This is a genomic window from Streptomyces europaeiscabiei (assembly GCF_036346855.1).
GTDB lineage: Bacteria > Actinomycetota > Actinomycetes > Streptomycetales > Streptomycetaceae > Streptomyces > Streptomyces europaeiscabiei.
Genome location: NZ_CP107841.1, coordinates 1,258,157 through 1,277,539 on the forward strand (window position 1 = coordinate 1,258,157; position 19,383 = coordinate 1,277,539).

Consider the following 19,383-nt stretch of genomic DNA (forward strand, 5'->3'; position numbering starts at 1 on the left):
GCGTGATCCGGCAGGCTACAGCCCATGGTCGTGAACACGGAGGTACGGGAGCTGACCGGCGTCGAGGAACTGCTGGCGGCGACCGACCTGATCACCGAGGTATGGCAGGCGGAGATTCCGCCGGTGCCGTTTCCCTTCATGCGGGCACTCAGCCAAGCCGGGGCACAGGTGCTCGGCGGCCTCGTCGACGGGCGGCTCGCCGGAGTGGCGGTGGGCTTCCTCGGCTCCGATCCGGACGGGCCCCTGCTGCACTCGCATGTGGTCGGCGTCGGTAAGGAGTGGCGGAGCACGGGTGTGGGCCGGGCGATCAAGCTCGGCCAGCGCGACTGGTGCCTGGAGCGCGGCATCAGGCGGATGGCCTGGACCTTCGATCCGCTGCGGACCGCCAACGCCTCCTTCAACCTGGCCGGACTCGGCGCCACGGGCGTCTCGTACCACGCGGAGTTCTACGGGCCGATGAACGATGCCTTCAACCGCGGGATCCCGACGGACCGGGTCCTGGTGCACTGGGATCTGGCGGCCGCCGAGCCCGGCCGCTCGCCCGCTCCGGCCCGTTCCGACAGCCCCCTGTTGGATATCGGTGAGGCGGGAGGGCCGGTGCGCCGGGCCGTGGGCCCCCGGCCCGGCGAGGAGGTGCGGCTGCGCGTCCCGGCGCTGCTGCCTGATGACGTTTCCCTGGTCCTGGACTGGCGCCTCGCTCTGCGCGAGGCGATGCGGCCGCTGCTGCGGTCCGGATACCGATGGACGGGAGCCGACCGGAACGGCACATACGTCCTCACCACCCCCCTTGACCTGAAGATCCCGACGAACCCGAGGGACCAATGAACCTGAACATCGAAGCTGTCGAACTTCGGCGGGTCGCCATCCCGCTGGCGTCCCCGTTCCGCACCTCGTTCAGCACCCAGACCGAGCGCGACGTGCTGCTGGTACGGGTGATCACCGACCAGGCCGAGGGCTGGGCCGAGTGCGTCGCGATCGCCGACCCGCTGTACTCGAGCGAGTTCACCGACGGTGCGCACCGGGTTGTCGCGGACCATCTGCTGCCCCGCCTGTTCGCCGCAGACCGGCTCAACGCCGATCTGGTGGCCCCACTGCTGGAGCCGGTGCGCGGGCACCGGATGGCCAAAGCGGCGGTGGAGACGGCTGTGCTCGACGCCCAGCTGAAGGCCGCCGGAGTTCCGCTGAGCCGCCACCTGGGGGCGACCGCGACGCATGTCGACTCCGGCGTGTCGGTGAGCATCTACGACGCCGTACCGGAGCTGCTCGACGCGGTGGCGGGCTACCTGGACGCCGGATACCGCCGGATCAAGCTCAAGATCGAGCCGGGCTGGGACATCGAGCCGGTCGCCGCGGTGCGGGAGCGATTCGGCGACGACGTGCTCCTCCAGGTGGACGCCAACTCCGCCTACACCCGCTCCGACGCGCGCCACCTCGCGCTCCTCGACGCGTTCGGGCTCCTCTTGATCGAGCAGCCACTCGACGAAGAGGACATCGCCGGCCACGCCCAGCTCGCCCGCGTCGTGCGGACCCCGATCTGTCTCGACGAGTCGGTCGTCTCCGCCCAGGCCGCGTACGAGGCGATCCGCACCGGCGCCTGCAGAATCGTCAACATCAAGCCCGGCCGGGTCGGCGGATACCTCGAAGCGCGGCGCGTGCACGACGTCTGCGCGGCAGCCGGCATCCCCGTCTGGGCCGGCGGCATGCTGGAGACCGGCATCGGCCGGGCGGCCAACCTCGCCCTGGGCGGCCTGCCCAACTTCACCCTGCCCTCGGACATCTCGGCCTCCGACCGCTACTTCAAGCAGGACCTGACCGAGCCGATCACGATGACCGAGGACGGCCGCATCGCAATCCCGACCGGGCCCGGCATCGGCGTCGCCCCGCTCCCCGAAGTACTGGCGGAACTCACTGTCACCACACAGGTGCTCAAGCCGTGACCCTCCTGGACGAACTGACCGCGCGCACCGAGGAGATGGCCCGGGCAACCCTCGACCTGTGTCTGGTGGAGTCGCCGTCCGAGGATTTCGGCCGACTGGCCCAGGTCGCGGAGCATACCGCCGAGCTGGGCACCCGCCTGCTCGGCCGCGCGCCCGAGTGGATCACCGAGCGGGACCGGCCGGCGCTGTACTGGGAGCCGGCGCCGGGTGGCGTGCTGCTGCTCGGCCACCTCGACACGGTGTGGCCGGTCGGCACCCTGGCCCGCTGGCCGAAGCCGTTGTGCACTCCGACCACCCTCAGCTGCCCCGGCGTCTTCGACATGAAGGCCGGGGTCGTGCAGGGCCTGTACGCGATGGCGGCGCTCGGCTCCCCTGCGGGCTGCGGCATGCTGCTGACCACCGACGAGGAGATCGGCTCACCCGTCTCCCGACCGCTGATCGAAAAGGTCGCCGCCCGTGCCGGGGCGGTTCTGGTGCTGGAGGCCAGCGCGGACGGCGCGCTCAAGACCGGCCGCAAGGGCGTCAGCCAGTATGTGGTGCGGGTCCTGGGGCGGGCCGCGCACGCCGGCCTCGAACCCGAGAAGGGCGTGAACGCGCTCCTGGAGCTCGCCGAACAGGCGCGCACCGTCGCCTCGTTCGGTTCCGGCGGGCTCACCGTCACTCCCACTCTCGCCGCCGCGGGCACCACGACCAACACCGTCCCGGCCGAGGCCCACTTCCACGTGGACGCCCGCGCCACCACCCGCGCCGAGCAGGACGCCCTGCATGCCCGGATGGCCGCACTGTCCCCGGTGCTGCCCAGTGCCTCGGTCACCGTCGAGGGCGGCCCCAACCGCCCGCCGATGGAGGCGGGCCAGGCCCTGCCCCTGCTGGATCTCGCGCGCCTCGCCGCCAGGGACCTCGGCCTCGGAGACATCCGCGCGGTCGGTGTCGGTGGCGCGTCCGACGGCAACTTCACCGCCGGGATCGGCATCCCCACCCTCGACGGCCTCGGCGCGGTCGGCGCACACGCGCACGCCGAAGGCGAGTACGCCGTCATCGCCGAAATGCCCCGCCGGGCGGCCCTCGTCGCCGGCCTCGTCGCCCGCCTGCTGCCACCTGTGTGACGTCGCCGCAGCCCTGTCGTCCATCCCTCGGCCCGGGAACCGGCGATGTCGAGGCTCTCGGGCCACGGCGTACCACGCACCGTAGGTACGGACGAGGCGCCGGACCGCCCGCGGCGTGTAGCGGGACGCACCCCGGTGCGCAACGGGCCGACGTACCTACCCGCGGCGGCGCAATCCAGGCCGACAGCATTGTGTGCCGAAGTCGGCTCTCCGCGCCCGCTGCGCCCATCATGGATCTGAGCGGCCTACCGGTAACCGACGCGGGCCCGCTGGGCGTCCTGCTGGACACGGACTTGGCCGACCGCCATCAACGCGCACACTTCGGGCACCTCGCCGACAGCGAGACGTACACGAACGAGTCGACACCAAAAGCTCGCCGCCCGGCGCGTCGCGGCGGCACACATCGGCCCGGTGCCGGCCGCGTGGGAGTGGCACCGTCCAGGCCTGCTCCGCGTCCTCGTCGCCGTCCTGGACGCCCACAAGCACTCTGCGCTCGCCCGCACCCGGGCCTGCGACGGCACCATGCCGACCGTCTCGACGTACCGCCGTACGCCTTCGGGGCGAGCTACGCCGAGGCCGTCGATCGAGGATGCGGCGCGCACGGCGGTGGCGAACTCTCATCCCGTACGTCGCTGTGCTCGCCCTTCTTCCACGCCCTGCCCGGGTGACAGACGAGGCGCGCACGGGATCAGCGGGATTGCTTCCTGTGGCAAATGGGACATGCGGAACAACATCGGGGTTGCCGTCGTCGTTGCATCGAGCCGGATCCGCACAGATTCGGCCCCACCGACCAAGGGGAGAGACCGGGCATGTTCAAGGCGGGATGGTCGAGGGTTTCGCGGCACGATCAGACGCTGGGCAGCGGAACGGAGTACCGGTTGGATCGTGATGCACCGCCGACTCGCCCGCGACTACGAGACCCTTACCGCCAGCTCCGAAGCCATGATCCACGTCGCCTCGATCGACAACCTCACCAAGTGCATAACGAACAGGACCACACCAATCTGACGATTGACCTACCAGGCCATTAGTGTCAATTCAGCCACATCAAACGCTCCCCCAGTACACAACTGAGTGATGTGCTTGAGGAGTTGGCCTGCCTAGTGTGGCGAGGTGCGGCGATGGGGATCCCGTGCCTACCGAAGTCGCACGCTGACGGGCCCGGCAGACGATCTTGGGCTCGGACAACCGCCCTGACCAGTACGAGTACACGATCACTCACTCGCACCAGCCCCAACGTCCTGCGGATTGGGAGTTGGTGGATTTCCGTGACGGGACGGCCGCCCGGCCCTGGCACTTCGACGAGGATGTCCTGGACGCCCAGGCCGCAGCCGACGGCTGGTACGCGTTGCTGACCAACTTGATCCCCGAACAGGCCAGCGCCCAGGAGGTGTTCCTGCGCTACAAGGAGCAGGGGCTGGTCGAACGCCCGCTACCACGACTGCAAGGGCCCGCTCGCAGTCGCACCGTGTTCTTGCAGCACAACCGCCGCATCGCTGCCCTGATCACCGTGATCTGCTTGGCCCTGCCGGTGTTCTGCCTGATCGGACGCCAGGTCCGCCAAGCCCTGGGCTCCGAGCAGACCATGCGCGGTCTCTACCCCGACAACTGCGCCGTCCGCCCCACTGGCCGCATGATCTTCGGCCAGCTGTCCAGCCTGACTCTCCGCCCCGGCAGCGTGACCGACGCACCTGTGCGCCTCATCAGCCGTGGGGTTCAAGCACGCCTCCTTGAACCCCTCGGCGTCGACGAGACACGACCCCGTTGGCTGGGGACCTGACTCCCTGTGTGCGAAGTCTCCGGCCAGCAGGAGGCCCGGCAGAAGCGCCGGGCCGATCCGGGGTGCGGCCCGGGGTGCGGCCCGGGGTGCGGCCCGGGGTCCCGGAGCCAGCTATGCCGCGCTCGGCGGGGTTGACTGGAAGTGGCGCCGTCGCGCGCGAAGGAAGGGCACCGCGCCGCTGAGCAGGACCAGGAGCAGGACAAGCACGCCCTCGGGGATGAGCTGGACCGTCACCTGCAGTGTGGTGGGCAGCACGGCCACCGCCACGCCCGCGACGGTCAACCGGTCACGCGTGCCGAAGAGCAGGGCGATCGCAAGGAGCCCCGCCCACAGGACCCCGGCCCGCAGCGGGCCGATGACGCTGAGAATGCCCAGCGTAAAGGGGTAGTGCATTTCGACGAGCTGCACGCCCGACACCAGGACGGCCGCCAGGGCGGTGGTTCCCATGATCGTCCGGCGTTGTGGCAGGGAGGGGCCGAGCAGATCCCTGGGTGCGGCGAGGACGACGGCGCCGGTGAGCAGCGGCACGGCCAGTCGGATCACCGCGGTTGAGGGGGCGCCGAGCAAGCCGGAGGAGGTGAACGCGGCCAGCAGGACGTCGGCCAGGCACAGCACCATCGCCGGCACGACCAGTGCACGGGCCACGGTCCAGCGCCCGGTCCAGACGGCCGCGAGCGCCGCCAGCCAGAGCAGCGGCGTGAGGCCCGTGTTGGCCAGGCTCAGCACATTCGGCGAGGACGCCGACAAGGTCCGGACGTCGGGGGCGAAGAGCCACAACCGGCCCGCCACGAAGCTACCCGTCGCCACGGCGACAGCCAGCGGGGCCGCCTGCGCCAGGACCTGACCCGCCATCCGGTCGGAGCCCAGGCCGGTGCGCCGCCGCAGGCCATGGCCGGCGACATCGAGCGCCTCGCGCAGCCGACCGAGCGGGCCGGCATCCTGCGTCGCCTCGGCATAGATCGCGGTCAACTCGGCTTCGTGCTCAGCGCGGTAGGCGGCCGGATGGAGGCGCAGCGCCCAGCGGAACGCGAGTGAGCTGTGCTGCTGCGTCATGCCAGGGCCCCCTGCGGGCGGACGGCGTGGGCGCGACGGGCGGCCAGCCGACGCTCCGCCTCGGCGACGACAGCACGCAGCCGCTCCGTCTCGGCGGCCAGCACGTCTTGGCCGGCCTCGGCGAGGGCGTAGACCTTGCGCGCCCGACCGTCCACGATCTCCTCGCGCTCGACCCGGATCAGGCCCTGTTGGGCCAGCCGGTCCAGCGCGCCGTAGAGAGTACCGGTGCGCATCCGCACACGGCCCTGGGAGATCGCGTCGATCTCCTGAATCAGTCCATAGCCGTGCCGTGGCTCGTCGGCCAGGGCAGTGAGCAGGAGCAGCGTCGGCTCCTGAAGCGGTCGCTCATTCATGCCGCCTATATATATCAGTGACCGACATATGTTGTCGATCGATTCATCGTTCTGTCGCCCGGAAGCCCGATCCGCCGCCTGGGGGCCTGGCCGCTGTGGCGGCGGCACGTCAGCGAGCCGATACGCCCAGTACCCGATCGCGCAGACAGTCGCCGGCCGGCTGCACCTCGGCGCCGGAATCGTCGACTACGGCATACCGCGGCACTCCATCCGGGAGCGCGACCGCGCCGCCCACGCGAGGCAGGACTCGACGACCACGCAGAGCTGGTCACGGCGCTCGCGCTCCTACCACCAAGCGCACGGCGAACGGTAGCGAGGCCATCAGCCCGGCGGGCGAGAAAGTGCGGCGTCAGTCCTTGGTCTGCGTGGCCGGATGCGACGTGTTCCGGCCATGGCCGGCATCGGGGCCGAGGGTCCGTCGGGTCGCGGCTCGGCCGGCCCCTTCGCCCGCCGCGAGGAACAGCACGGCGAACAGCAGCAGGGCCGTGCCGGTGAGGACGACCGCGTTGAGCCGCTCGTCGAAGACCAGGACGCCGATGACCGCCGCGGTGAGCGGCTCGACCAGGGCGACCACGGAGGCCGTGGTCGCCCGTACGGCTGCGAGGCCGACGAAGAACAAGGTGTACGCCAGCGCCGTCGGCACCGCCCCCAGGTAGAGGATCAGGCCCAGGGTCCAGGCCCCACGCTCCATGTCGGGCAGCATGCCCTCCAGCAGAGCCATCGGCAGAAGGCAGACCGTGCCCACCGCGAAGCCGGTCACCGTCGCCTCGAACGCGCCACCGGCGTTCTTCCGGCCGGAGAAGCGGCCCAGCAGAGTCACGCCCGCGTAGCCGACTGCGGAGAGCAGCGCGTACCCGATACCCAAGAGGGGTGCGGGGCCGGTACTCCCGTCCGCGCCGCCCATCAGCAGCACCAGGCCGATGACGCCGCTCACCACGGCGGCGGTTCCGGCGGCGCCGGTACGCTCGCCCAGGGTGAGCCGGGCTCCGACGGTGACCAGTACGGGACCCGAGCCCAGGGTCACCACCGTGGCCACGGTCAGTCCGGCCTGTTGCACGGAGGCGAAGTAGGCCGTTTGATACACGGCCAGCCCGAATCCTGTGAGCAGGGCTCGCCGTGGATTCGCCGCGTACGTTGCGCGCAGCGAGAGCGCCGTCTCCGGCCGCCGGGTCCGCCGGACCAGATGAACGGTCAGGAGAAGCCCTAGTCCGGTCAGGAATCGCCAGAAGGAAACGGAGATGGGGCCGATCCCGCCGACGTCGTACAGTTCGGCGGCCACAGCACCGCCAGTACCCCACGCTGTGGCCGCGATCGCGACGTAGAGAACACCCTGCCGAACAGCCAGGGCAGAAGATGACTGCAACTGAGATCTCCTCGAGTGATTGCCGACACGATCTCCTCCGTGGGCAACCCACACAGCCATCCCGGCACCTCGGGATGGCTCTGGACGACTGCGGACAGACAAGGCAGATCAGACAGGCGCGACGCGACGCCGGTCGTCGACACATTCGATCACCGGCCGACCTGCCTTTACGATCAATACCGTTGCTCTGCAAGGGTATTGACAACGGGCCGTGCTGCGCCGCGGGCCGGAGGGGCGGGTACATGACGCGCGACGAGCTGATCCGGCCGCTGCCCGAACTGTTGAAGGCGCACGCCGAGAGGTCACCGTCGCGGGTGGCGTACGCCGACGACGAACGGGACGTCACCTACACGGAGTTGGAGCGGCGCACCGGTCGGCTGGCCGTGTATCTCGCGGGGGTGGGTGTGCGGCGCGGGGACCGGGTCGCGATCCTGCTGGGCAACCGGGTGGAGATGGTGGAGAGCGTCCTCGCCGGTGTCCGGGCGGGTGCGGTCGGCGTGCCCCTCAACCCCCGGTCCTCGGACGCCGAACTGGCCCATTTCCTGGAGGACAGCGGGGCCTCGGTCGTCGTCACCGACCGCGCGCACCTGGCCCGCCTGAACCGCGCGGGGGGCCTGCACGACCGTACGCGCGTCCTGCTCACCGGCACGGATCCGGTGCCGTCGGACGCCCCCGACGGCACGGTCCTCTTCGAGGAGGCGGCCGAGGCGGAGCCCGCCGTCGCGCCCCGCGACGATCTCGGGCTCGACGAGCCGGCCTGGATGCTCTACACCTCCGGCACCACCCATCGGCCCAAGGGCGTGCTGTCCACGCAGCGTGCGGCCCTGTGGTCGGTTGCGGCCTGCTACACGCCGATCTTCGGGCTCTCCCCCGAGGACCGGCTGCTCTGGCCGCTCCCGCTGTTCCACAGCTTCGGGCACTCGCTGGCGATCCTGGGGGTCGCCGCGGTCGGCGCGAGCGCACGGATCACCGGCGAACTGCTGCCTCCCGGCGGCTTGTTGAGGGAGCTGCGCACGCCTCGCGCATCCCTGGGCGGCTCCTACACCGTCCTGGCCGGGGTGCCCGCCGTGTACCACCAGCTGGTGGCGTCGGCGGCCGAGGACACCTCGCCCGTACCCGCTCTGCGGACGTGTGTCGTGGCGGGCGCCCCGAGCGCGCCGGCCCTGCGACGGGCGGTGGAGGACCTGCTGGGGGCGCCGCTGCTCGACGCGTACGGCAGTACCGAGACCTGCGGGATGATCGCGGTGAACCGACCGGACGGGCCGAGGGTCGACGGTTCCTGTGGGCCGCCGGTCCCGGGGATGGACGTACGGCTGGTCGATCCGGGCTCCGGCAACGATGTCGCGGACGGCGACGAGGGCGAGATCTGGGCGCGTGGGCCGAGTCTGATGAGCGGCTACCACCATCAGTCCGAGGCGACGGCGGCCGCGCTGCGGGACGGCTGGTACCGCACCGGTGACCTGGGGCGACGCGTCGCGCACGGGCATCTCGTCCTCACCGGCCGGGTCAGCGAGCTGATCATCCGGGGCGGGGAGAACATCCACCCCACCGAGATCGAGCAGGCCCTGCTGCACTGTCCCGGCGTGCGGGACGCGGTGGTGGTGGGCAGGCCGCACGACGTCCTCGGCGAGGTCCCGGTGGCGTACGTCGTTCCGGGGCCGGACGGGTTCGACCCTCGGCGGATACTGGCCGCGTGCCGGGAGCGGCTGGCCGCGTACAAGCTGCCCGTCGAGATCCACGAGATCGCGGCCGTCCCGCGTACGGCGTCCGGCAAGATCACCCGCCACGCGGTCCTGCCGGACCTGGCCCGACCGGTACCCGAGGTCCGCCCCGCCTCCCCGACGGCGACCGACGGTGCCCTGCGCCGACGCCTGCTCGCTCTCCCGCCGGAGGGGAGGGAACGCGCCCTGCGCGAGGCGGTACTCGCGCAGACGTCCGCGGTGTGCGGCGACGGATCGTACGAAGGACTCGACGCCGACGGATCGAACGAGCGGCCCGACACCGACGGTCCGCACGAACGGCTCAACACCGACGGTCCGCGTGAACGGCTCGACGCCGACCGCCCGTTCACCGATCTCGGGCTGACGTCCGAGGGAGCCGTCACGCTGATCGAGCGGCTCGGCGAGGCGACCGGGCTGCGGCTCCCCTCGACGCTGGTCTTCGACCATCCCACGCCGGACGCCCTGACCCGGCACGTGCACGACATCCTCTTCACCCCGGCGCCCGTACCCGTGCCGCACCTCGGCTCCGCGACGGAGGCGGACGACCCTGTGGTGATCGTCGCCATGGGCTGCCGTTACCCCGGGGACGTGTACTCCCCCGAGGACCTGTGGGACCTGGTGGCGGAGGGCCGGGACGCGGTCTCGGGCTTCCCCACCGACCGGGGCTGGGACCTGGCCGCCCTGTACGACCCGGACCCGGACCGGGTCGGCACGTCGTACACCCGCAGCGGCGGATTCCTGCACCGGGCCGCCGAGTTCGACGCGGGCCTGTTCGGGATCTCGCCGCGGGAGGCACTGGCCATGGACCCGCAGCAGCGGCTGCTGCTGGAGACCTCGTGGGAGGTGTGGGAACGGGCGGGCATCTCCCAGGCGGCGCTGCGCGAGAGCGACACGGGTGTGTTCGTGGGCGTGATGCACGGCGACTACTCCACGCGCCTGGACAAGCACGAGCTGGAGGCCCATCTGGCCCTGGGCTCGGCGGGCAGCGTGGCCTCCGGCCGGATCAGTTACGTGTACGGCCTGCGCGGACCGTCGATCACGCTCGACACCGCATGCTCGTCCTCGCTGGTGGCCCTGCACTGGGCGGCGCGGGCGCTGCGCTCCGGCGAGTGTTCCCTGGCCCTGGCCGGGGGTGTCACCGTGATGGCGACTCCCAAGGCGTTCGCGGCTTTCAGCCGACATCGCGCTCTGTCGCCCGACGGCCGCTGCAAGTCGTTCTCGGCCTCGGCGGACGGCACCGCCTGGGGCGAGGGCGCGGGCCTCGTGCTGCTGGAGCGGTTGTCCGACGCCCGCCGGGGCGGCCACCCCGTCCTGGCCGTGCTGCGCGGCTCCGCCGTCAACTCCGACGGCGCGTCCAACGGCCTGACGGCACCGAACGGCCAGGCCCAACAGCGCCTGATCACCAGGGCGTTGACCGACGCCGGGCTCGGCGCCGGCGACGTGGACGTGGTGGAGGCGCACGGTACGGGCACCACGCTGGGTGACCCCGTCGAGGCAAGCGCCCTGCTGGCCACCTACGGACAGGGGCGGGCCGGGGACCGGCCGCCGCTGTGGCTGGGCTCGGTCAAGTCCAACCTGGGGCACACCCAGGCCGCCGCCGGTGTCGCCGGGGTCATCAAGATGGTGCAGGCCATGCGCCACGAGCAGCTCCCGCGCTCGCTGTACGCGGAGGAACCCAGCCCGCACGTCGACTGGTCGGCAGGCCGGGTGGAACTGCTGGCCGAGTCCCGCCCCTGGCCGGTGACGGGCTCCCGGCCACGCCGGGCCGGGGTGTCCGCGTTCGGCATCAGCGGGACCAACGCCCACGTGATCCTGGAGGAGGCCCCTCAGAAACTGGAGGAGGCCTCTCAGCGACCCGACACCGGGCCGAGCACCGTACAGGTCCCGGTGCCCTGGCTGCTGTACGGCGCCGACGAGGCCGCCCTGCGCTCCCAGGCCCGGCGTCTCGCCGCCCACCTGGCGTCCCGGCCCCACCTGTCGCCCACCGACGTCGGCGTCTCCCTGGCCGTGCCGAGGTCCCCCCTCGCCCACCGGGCGATGGTTCCGGCCGACGACCGGGCGCGGATGCTGACCGCCCTCGATGCGCTCGCCGACGGGAGAGGAGCGGATCGTGGCGTCGCCGATCCCGGCGTCCGTACGGCCTTCCTGTTCACCGGTCAGGGCTCTCAACGTAACCGTATGGGTGCGGAGTTGCGCGACGCCTTCCCCACCTTCGACACGGCGTTCGAGGGGGTCTGCCGGGCACTGGACGGCCGCCTGGAGCACCCTCTCGACGTGGTGCTGTCCGCGGAGCCGGGCACGCCGGAGGCCGCCCTGCTCGACCGTACGGACATCACCCAGGCCGGTCTGTTCGCCTTCGAGGTGGCGCTGTTCCGGCTGTTGGAGTCCTGGGGAGTACAACCCGACTTCCTGGCCGGGCACTCCGTGGGGGAACTGGCGGCCGCCCATGTCGCCGGAGTGCTGGACCTGGCCGACGCGGCGGAACTCGTCGCGGCCCGGGGTCGGTTGATGCATACCCTGCCGGGCGGCGGGGCGATGGTGGCGCTGCACGCGACGGAGGAGGAGGTCCTCGCCGAACTCCCCCCGTTCGACGGCCGGGTGGCGATCGCCTCGGTCAACGGATCTCGTGCGGTGGTCATTTCGGGGGCGGAGGACGCGGTGCTGGCCGTGACGGCCGGATTCGAGGCGCGAGGTCGAAGGACCGTTCGACTGCGGGTCGCTCACGCCTTCCACTCCCCACTCGTGGAACCGATGCTCGACGACTTCCGCCGGGTCGCCGAGGGGCTGACGTTCCGGCCGCCGCGGATCCCGGTCGTCTCGGCCGTGTCGGGCCGCCCGGCCGAGGCCGGGGAACTGTGTTCGCCGGAGTACTGGGTGCGGCACGCCCGTCTGCCGGTGCGTTTCGCCGACGCCGTGCGATGGCTCGGGGACAACGGGGTGTCGGCGTTCCTGGAGATCGGCCCGGGGGCGGCGCTCACCGCCGCCGCCGAGGACTGTCTGACCGGCCCGGACGGCGAGGGCCCCGCCCCCTTGTGCGCCGCCGCCGCCCGTGGTGGCGATCCCGAACCGAAGAGCCTGCTGGCCGCCGTGGCCCGCCTCCATGTGCGCGGAACGCCCGTCGACTGGCCCGTCGTGTTCACGGGCAGCGGTGCACGGCACCTGGAGGATCTGCCGACGTACGCCTTCCAACGGCAGCGGTACTGGCTGGCCGCGCCGAGCGCTCCTCTCGCCGCCCCGGACCCGCACGAACACCCGCTGCTGGGACCGGCGTTCACCGTGCCGGACACCGGCCGGACGGTGTTCTCCGGCCTGCTCTCCAGTACCGCTCACCCGTGGCTCGCCGACCATGTGGTCGGCGGACGAGTCCTGGTCCCCGCGACGGGGTTCGTGGAGCTGGCCGTACGGGCGGGTGACGAGGTCGGCTTCGGCACGCTCGACGAACTCGTGGTCCTGGCCCCGCTCATCCTGCCCTCGGCCACGAGCGTTCACGTCCAGGTCGTCGTGGCCCCGGCGGACGACTCCGGCCGGCGCCCGGTCGACATCCACGCCCGGCCCGCCACGGACGACTCCGAGCCCGACTGGACCCGGCACGCCACAGGCCTCCTCCGCACCACGGAAACCACCCGGCCGGAGGCGGAACCGGCGGTGTGGCCGCCGCGGGACGCGACCGAGGTCGACCTCGCCGACGCGTACGACAGCCTCGCGGAGGTCGGCCTCTCCTACGGCCCGGCGTTCCGGGGCGTGCGGGCGGTCTGGCGGCGCGGCGACGAGATGTTCGCGGACGTCCGCCTGCCCGAGGCGGAGTCGGAACACGCCGACCGGTTCGGGATCCATCCGGCGCTGCTGGACGCGGCCCTGCACGCCCCGATGCTCACGGGCTCGGCTCCCGGCTCCGGCACGGTCCGGGTGCCGTTCGCGTGGAACGGCGTACGTCTGTACGCGACGGGTGCGTCGGAGGTACGCGTACGGATCGCCCCGAGCGGGACGGACTCGGTCACGGTCACCCTGGCCGACCCGTCGGGACGCCCGGTGGCTCACGTGGACTCCATGACCACGCGTGAACTCCCCGCCGAGGCGGTCGAGTCGACGGCCGACGCCGTGCGCCGGGCCCTGCTGCGCCCCGAGTGGACCGGCGTCGAGGAGCCGGAGGGCGAGCGGCGACCCGTGACCGGCGGACGCTGGGCGCTGGTCGGCCCGGACGAGCTGGACCTGCGCGGGGCACTCCCCGACCTCGTGGGAACCGACGCCCCCGAACCGGACACCGTCGTCCTCACGGCCGTCGACGGCGGCCCGTGGGCGGATGCCGATCCGCTCCCCGCCGTACACCGGCTGACCGGCAGGGTGCTGCGTACCCTCCAGGACTGGCAGGACGACCCATCGACGGCGGGCTCCCGTCTGGTCGTGCTGACGCGGAACGCGACCGCACCCGAGCCTGATCCGGCCGGGGCAGCCGTGTGGGGGCTGGTACGTGCCGCACAGACGGAGCTGCCCGGACGTGTCGTTCTCGTCGATGTGGACGGGCGGCCGGAATCGCTGCGGCTGCTCCCCGCTGCGGTTGTCGGCGATGAGGGCCAACTCTCCGTACGGAACGGACACTTGGCGGTGCCGCGTCTGGTCGCCGCCGGTGAGGCCTCCACTCGGGGCGACAGTTTCGGGCCCGACGGCACGGTCCTGATCACCGGCGGTACCGGCGCGCTCGGCGCGGAGGTCGCCCGCCATCTCGTGACCGCCCATGGCGTACGACACCTGCTGCTCACCGGTCGGCAGGGGCCCCAGGCACCCAATGCCGAGGAACTGCGCGTCATGCTGGAGGAGTTGGGCGCCGAGGTACGGATCGTGGCCTGTGATGCGGCCGACCGCGCCGCGCTGGCCGAGGTGATCAAGGAGTGCTCGCCCGCGCTGACCGCCGTGGTGCATGCGGCAGGGGTGCTGGACGACGGTGTCCTCGCCGCGCTGACACCCGGGCGGATGGCGGCCGTGCTGCGGCCGAAGGTGGACGCGGCCTGGCATCTGCACGAGCTGACCCGGGACCTGGACCTGTCGGCGTTCGTCCTGTTCTCCTCGGTGTCCGGCCTGCTGGGCCGCGTCGGCCAGGGCAACTACGCGGCGGCGAACGCCTTCCTGGACGCCCTGGCCCGGCACCGCTCCCAACTGGGTTTGCCCGCCGTGTCCTTGGCCTGGGGACCGTGGGACCACGGGGCCGGCATGGCCGGTGCGGCCGATGGGGCCGATGGGGCCGATGGGGACGCAGGGGTCCCGCACCGGTCGGCCGGTGAGGTGCTCCGAGCGCTCTCCGTGGAGCAGGGCCTGGCCCTCTTCGACGCGGCGCTGCGCGCGGGCGAACCCGTGCTGGCGCCGGTACTGCTGGACCGGGGGGCACTCAGGTCCGCTCAGGGGCTCCTGCCGCCGCCGCTGCGCGGACTCGTGCCTGCCCGCAGGCCGGCCGCCGGGACCGGGGAGGGCGCCGGTTACGGCTCCTCGCCCGGTGCGGAGCAGCCCTGGGAGCCGGGTGCCTGGCGCAAGGTGCTGGCCGGGCTGCCCGCCGACCGACGGGAGGACTCCCTCGCGGAGTTGATGCGCGCCGACGTGGCCACGGTCCTCGGCTACCCGGACGCCGACGCGCTGCCGGCCGCCAGGTCCTTCGCCGAGCTGGGCTTCGACTCCCTGATGGCGGTCCAGGTCCGCAACCGGCTGAGCATGGCCTTGCGGCTGAGGTTGTCCGCCGCCGTGGTGTTCGAGCACCCGACGGCCCAGGGGCTGGCCCGCCACGTACTCGGTCTGCTGGACGACCTGCCCGACGTCGCACCGGAGCCGGAGCGCGCTCCCGCGCAGGACCGGCCCGCGCAGACGGAGGAGGACCGGCCCGCGCAGACGCTCTCCTCGCTCTACCGGCGGGTCTGCGAGGCCGGGCAGGTGGTCGCGGCGATGCACATGCTGGTCACGGCTTCCTGGGCGCTGCCGACCTTCGGCCCGGACGCCGACCGGGAGCACGCCCTGGCCCCGCTGCGGCGCGCCGACGGTTCCCAAGCCGGGCCGGTACTCGTCTTCCTCAACGGCTTCCATCCACCCTTCGCCGCCCCCGGTGGTGAATTCGCCGCATTCCACGCCCACTTCCAGGGCGAACTGGACGTCCTCGAACTCCCGCACCCCGGCATCGGGGCGGGCCGTGCCGTGCCGGCCGACCGGGACACGCTCGCCCGGACACACGCGGAGACGGTGCGACAACACGTCGGCGACCGGCCCTTCGTGATCGTCGGCGTGAGCACCGGAGGCGCGGTCGCCCATGCGGTGACCCGGCGGCTCGAAGCCATGGGGAGCCCGCCCGTCGGACAGGTGCTGCTCGACACCTACCTCATCAACGACGGCAACAGCGACAAGGACTGGCTGCTGTCCCTGCCCGCCGTGATCGCGCCGCGTCTGGGCGGAAACCAGTTCACGGGGGACGAGGACACCGGGGTGGCCGCGCTGGGCGCGTACACCCGGATGTTCCTGGACTGGGAGCCGGAGCCGGTCGCCGCCCCCACCCTGCTGGTCCGGGCCACCCGGCCGACGCCCGCGATGGCGGCGGGCGCGGCCCCGGACGCGTGGCGCACCTCCTGGCCGCTGCCGCACACCCGGGTCGACGTCCCCGGCGACCACTTCTCGCTCATGCGGGAACACACCCCCACCACGGCGGCGGCCGTCCGCACCTGGATCGATTCCCTCGGCCGTACGGGCGCCGCGTCGGCGCCGAACACAGGAACAGAAGGAGAGCGGTGAACCCCGACCACGAGGCAGGGAAGACAGGGAAGTCGGTGGAGACCGAGGAGTTCGACGTGATCGTCGTGGGCGGCGGCCCGGCCGGGTCGACCGCCGCCACGGCCGTCGCCCTGCGGGGTCACCGCGTCCTCCTGCTGGAGCAGCAGACGTTTCCCCGGTACCAGATCGGCGAGTCGCTGCTCCCCTCCACCGTGCACGGGGTGTGCCGCATCCTGGGCGTCGAGGAGGAGGTCGCGCGGGCCGGCTTCAAGACGAAGCGCGGCGGGACCTTCCGCTGGGGCCGGAACCCGGACCCGTGGCAGTTCTCCTTCGCCCTGTCCCCCCGGCTGGCCGACCCGACCTCCTTCGCCTACCAGGTCGAGCGGTCCCGGTTCGACGCGATCCTGCTGGACAACGCCCGCCGGGTCGGCGTCGACGTTCGGGAGGGCTGCCGGGTCAAGGGCGTGCTCGGCGACGAGGAGCGCGTCAGGGGCGTCGGCTGGACGGGCCCCGCCGGGGAGACCCGTGAGGCCCGGGCCCGTTACGTCGTGGACGCGTCCGGCAACGGCAGCCGGATCCACGGCGAGGTCGGCGGCAGGCGGACGTACTCCGACTTCTTCCGGAACATCGCGGTGTTCGGCTACTTCGCCGGCGGCAAGCGGCTCCCGAAGCCCAACGACGGCAACATCTTCTGCGCCGCCTTCGACGAGGGCTGGCTCTGGTACATCCCGCTCCGCGACGACCTCACCAGCGTCGGAGCGGTGGTCGGCCGGGACAACGCCGCCGCGATCCAGCGGGACCCGGTGACGGCCTGGCGCGGGCTGATCGACTCCTGCCCGGAGGTCCGGGGCCTCCTGGACGGGGTGCCGCAGGCCACCGAGGCGCCGTACGACCAGGTGCGGGTCCGCAAGGACTGGTCGTACTGGAAGTCACAGCTGTGGCGGCCCGGCATGGTGCTGGTCGGCGACGCGGCGTGCTTCGTCGACCCCGTGCTGTCCTCCGGAGTGCACCTCGCCACGTACGGGGCCCTGCTCGCGGCCCGCTCCATCAACAGCGGCCTGGCCGGAACCCTCGACGAGGACCGCCTCTTCGACGAGTTCGAGGCACGCTACCGGCACGAATACGGCCTGTTCCACGAGTTCCTGGTCTCCTTCTACGACATGCACCAGGACGAACGGTCGTACTTCTGGAAGGCCCGCAAGGTCACCCACGTCGACGCGACGGAAATGGAGGCGTTCGTCGAACTGGTGGGCGGACTGGCCTCCGGCGACACGTCCCTCGCCGGGCCCGGACAGGCGGGCACCCGGCTGACTGTCACCGCCTCGGAACTCGACCACGCGGTCGGCCGGCTCCCGGACTCCGACGGCCTGCGCAATCCGCTCTTCGAGTCCGCCTCGATCCGCCAGGTCTTCCAGGAGGGCACGATCCTCCAGGAACGGGGTGTCTTCGGTGGCCCGCTGGAGAAGGAGACCCCGCTGCACCCCGGCGGCCTGATGGCCTCGGAGGACGGACTCACGTGGGTGACCGAGTGAACCTGCCCATGTCAAAAGGGCCCCTGGAAACCGCCCTCGCCTGTGGGGGCCCTTCGTCGAGCACCGTCGGGACGACAGGTACCGCGTGGTCCCCAACTGGTCATCCGGGGCGTACGCGTCGATGTGCCGACGGGGTACGACGGCGCCGAAGATGAAGGCGCCGAACACCGTGTGCAGCCCCATCGCGTCGGTGGCCCAGGCGGACAGCAGCAGTCCGCTGAAGACCACCCCGTGGACCAGCGTGCTGTCCCGGTTCCAGGACCGTTCGGGCGCCAGCAGCCAGCGCGGGCCGGGCCGGATCACGTACATCATGCTGAGGACGAAGAGGGCGGACAGCACGGCCATCCGGGCCAGCGGCCAGGAGCCGGTGGCATTCACCACCACGACCACGACGGCGAGCACGGCCCACGCCAGCAAGTCCTGCAGGGCAGCGCTGGCGAGCGCCACCTGCCCGACGCGCTCCCGGGACAGACCGTGGTCGGAGAGGATGCGGGCCAGCACCGGAAAGGCTGTGATGGACATGGCCGCCCCGAGGAACAGCGCCGGGCCGACCAGCCCGGTCCGCTCCTGCTCCGAGAAGGTCCAGGGCGCGAGCACGAGGGCCAGACCCGTGCCCAGCGCGAACGGCAGGGCAACGGAGCTGAGCGAGACCGCCACTACGTGGCGTCCCTGGCCGCGCAGATCAGCGAGGTCCAGGTGATAGCCCACCTGGAACATGAAGACAACGAGGCCCAGTTGGGCCAGTATCTGCAGAAATGGCCGGGCCTCGGTCGGGAACAGGACCGCGGTCGGATTTCCGGGGAGCAGACCCAGCAGGCTCGGTCCCAGCATCAGTCCCGCGGCTATCTCCCCCAGCACCGCCGGCTGCCGCAACCGCTGGGCGATCCGGCCGCACAACAACGCCGCGGGCACCACCACGGCAAGGCCGACAAGCACCTGCCGAATGGTTCCATCCGCCGCGCTACTACTGATCAGCATGACCCCTCCCCCATCACCGGTCCACCTCAGTTTCGAGGAGCCAACGGCCGGACAGAAATGCCCACTTCGACATGTGAACGGGGTTTCGGAGCGGCTGTGTGCACCATGCCGACGTGAAGCAGGAGCCTGCCGGCACCAGCAGGAAGGGGGTCCACAGACCTGGCCCTGCGCACGGTGCTGCGCGGGCGGCGGTGTTCACCCGGCGCAGCCGCGACGTACATGTCAACCGCGCCCCGCTCCCGGACAGCCGAGAGCCCGGCACCGCGGCGGGGGATTCCGCGGTGCCGGGCAGCTCGGTCAGACCGTCCGCAGCGCCTCCGTGGGCTGCATCCGGGCCGCCCGTGGAGCGGGCAGCAGTCCGGCGATGGCTCCGACAGCCTGGGAGGCCGTCGTCCCGATGCTCGCCTGGGCCCGGGGGCTCGGCGCGGCCGTGGCTCACACAAGTCTCATCAACTGTGCGGACTCCCCCGGTCAGTGAGCCCTGACCTGGCATTACGCGCCTGTCCTGGATTAGCTGGACGCCTCTGGACAGTCTCTACAACCTGTGCCAGGTGGGGCCGTCTCATCAGAGCGATTGGCCACCTTCTGCGGCCACTGGACGACGGATTGTCGCCCTGCGGTAGCAGCGTGCAGGCCGCCGCCGTGTGACCGCGCAGGTAACCCAGTCCCGTCAAGCGGGTGGAACCCCTACCCGGCCGACACCTCCGATGACCGGCTCGGCCCTGTCGGCGCAACTGGTAGGAGGCCACGAGCCGGCTCCCCGGCCGGGATTCTTGGCGGCGATGCCACGGTCTTCGGGTCGACGTTGCACACGGAGGCAAG

Annotated in this window: 9 protein-coding genes and 2 pseudogenes; 7 read left to right on the top strand and 4 right to left on the bottom strand. The window is 71.9% G+C overall.

Annotation, left to right across the window (positions count from 1 at the left end):
* Positions 1-24 precede the first annotated feature (24 nt).
* The 5 genes and pseudogenes from OG858_RS05725 (at position 25) to OG858_RS05745 (ending at position 4,823) form a co-directional block, all read left to right on the top strand.
* Positions 25-825: a GNAT family N-acetyltransferase gene (locus tag OG858_RS05725; RefSeq protein WP_086749073.1), complete on the top strand. Its 801-nt coding sequence runs from the start codon at positions 25-27 to the stop codon at positions 823-825.
* Positions 822-1,937 (top strand): o-succinylbenzoate synthase, encoded by a 1,116-nt coding sequence (gene menC, locus OG858_RS05730; RefSeq protein WP_456243133.1) that lies wholly within the window; start codon positions 822-824, stop codon positions 1,935-1,937. Before OG858_RS05725 ends, menC begins: the two co-directional genes overlap by 4 nt.
* Positions 1,934-3,043, top strand: a complete 1,110-nt coding sequence (locus tag OG858_RS05735; RefSeq protein WP_256960523.1) for a M20/M25/M40 family metallo-hydrolase — start codon at positions 1,934-1,936, stop codon at positions 3,041-3,043. Before menC ends, OG858_RS05735 begins: the two co-directional genes overlap by 4 nt.
* Positions 3,044-3,871: 828 nt before the next feature.
* Positions 3,872-4,051 (top strand): annotated as a pseudogene (locus OG858_RS05740) (IS5/IS1182 family transposase); the annotation flags it as partial.
* A 247-nt stretch (positions 4,052-4,298) separates the two neighbouring features.
* Positions 4,299-4,823 carry a hypothetical protein gene (locus tag OG858_RS05745; protein ID WP_328545085.1) on the top strand — a complete coding sequence of 175 codons (525 nt, stop codon included), beginning with the start codon at positions 4,299-4,301 and terminating at the stop codon, positions 4,821-4,823.
* Positions 4,824-4,934: 111 nt separating this feature from the next.
* Here the strand turns inward: OG858_RS05745 and OG858_RS05750 are convergent, their stop codons facing one another.
* The 3 genes from OG858_RS05750 to OG858_RS05760 form a co-directional block, all read right to left on the bottom strand.
* Entirely contained in the window at positions 4,935-5,876 is a 942-nt protein-coding gene (locus tag OG858_RS05750) for a hypothetical protein (RefSeq protein ID WP_179201063.1), read from the bottom strand.
* Positions 5,873-6,229: a PadR family transcriptional regulator gene (locus tag OG858_RS05755; RefSeq protein ID WP_328545084.1), complete on the bottom strand. Its 357-nt coding sequence runs from the start codon at positions 6,227-6,229 to the stop codon at positions 5,873-5,875. Before OG858_RS05755 ends, OG858_RS05750 begins: the two co-directional genes overlap by 4 nt.
* Before the next feature lie 349 nt (positions 6,230-6,578).
* Positions 6,579-7,652, bottom strand: coding sequence for a DMT family transporter (locus OG858_RS05760; protein ID WP_319315442.1), 1,074 nt, complete (start codon positions 7,650-7,652; stop codon positions 6,579-6,581).
* 182 nt (positions 7,653-7,834) lie between these two features.
* On the opposite strand from OG858_RS05760, the gene OG858_RS05765 reads away from it, so the two are divergent.
* Complete coding sequence (locus OG858_RS05765) at positions 7,835-16,072, top strand: type I polyketide synthase (RefSeq protein WP_328545083.1); 8,238 nt, start codon at positions 7,835-7,837, stop codon at positions 16,070-16,072.
* Complete coding sequence (locus OG858_RS05770) at positions 16,069-17,583, top strand: tryptophan 7-halogenase (protein WP_086749400.1); 1,515 nt, start codon at positions 16,069-16,071, stop codon at positions 17,581-17,583. Before OG858_RS05765 ends, OG858_RS05770 begins: the two co-directional genes overlap by 4 nt.
* A 189-nt stretch (positions 17,584-17,772) precedes the next feature.
* On the opposite strand, the pseudogene OG858_RS05775 reads toward OG858_RS05770, so the two are convergent.
* A pseudogene (locus OG858_RS05775) lies at positions 17,773-18,561 on the bottom strand (cation:proton antiporter); the annotation flags it as partial.
* Positions 18,562-19,383: the final 822 nt, after the last annotated feature.

Bases quoted from the DNA above. Each gene is read 5' to 3' on its own strand.
- OG858_RS05765 (WP_328545083.1), top strand. From the start codon at position 7,835: ATGACGCGCGACGAGCTGATCCGGCCGCTGCCCGAACTGTTGAAGGCG.
- menC (WP_456243133.1), top strand. From the start codon at position 822: ATGAACCTGAACATCGAAGCTGTCGAACTTCGGCGGGTCGCCATCCCG.
- OG858_RS05750 (WP_179201063.1), bottom strand. From the start codon at position 5,876: ATGACGCAGCAGCACAGCTCACTCGCGTTCCGCTGGGCGCTGCGCCTC.
- OG858_RS05760 (WP_319315442.1), bottom strand. From the start codon at position 7,652: ATGGCTGTGTGGGTTGCCCACGGAGGAGATCGTGTCGGCAATCACTCG.
- OG858_RS05755 (WP_328545084.1), bottom strand. From the start codon at position 6,229: ATGAATGAGCGACCGCTTCAGGAGCCGACGCTGCTCCTGCTCACTGCC.
- OG858_RS05725 (WP_086749073.1), top strand. From the start codon at position 25: ATGGTCGTGAACACGGAGGTACGGGAGCTGACCGGCGTCGAGGAACTG.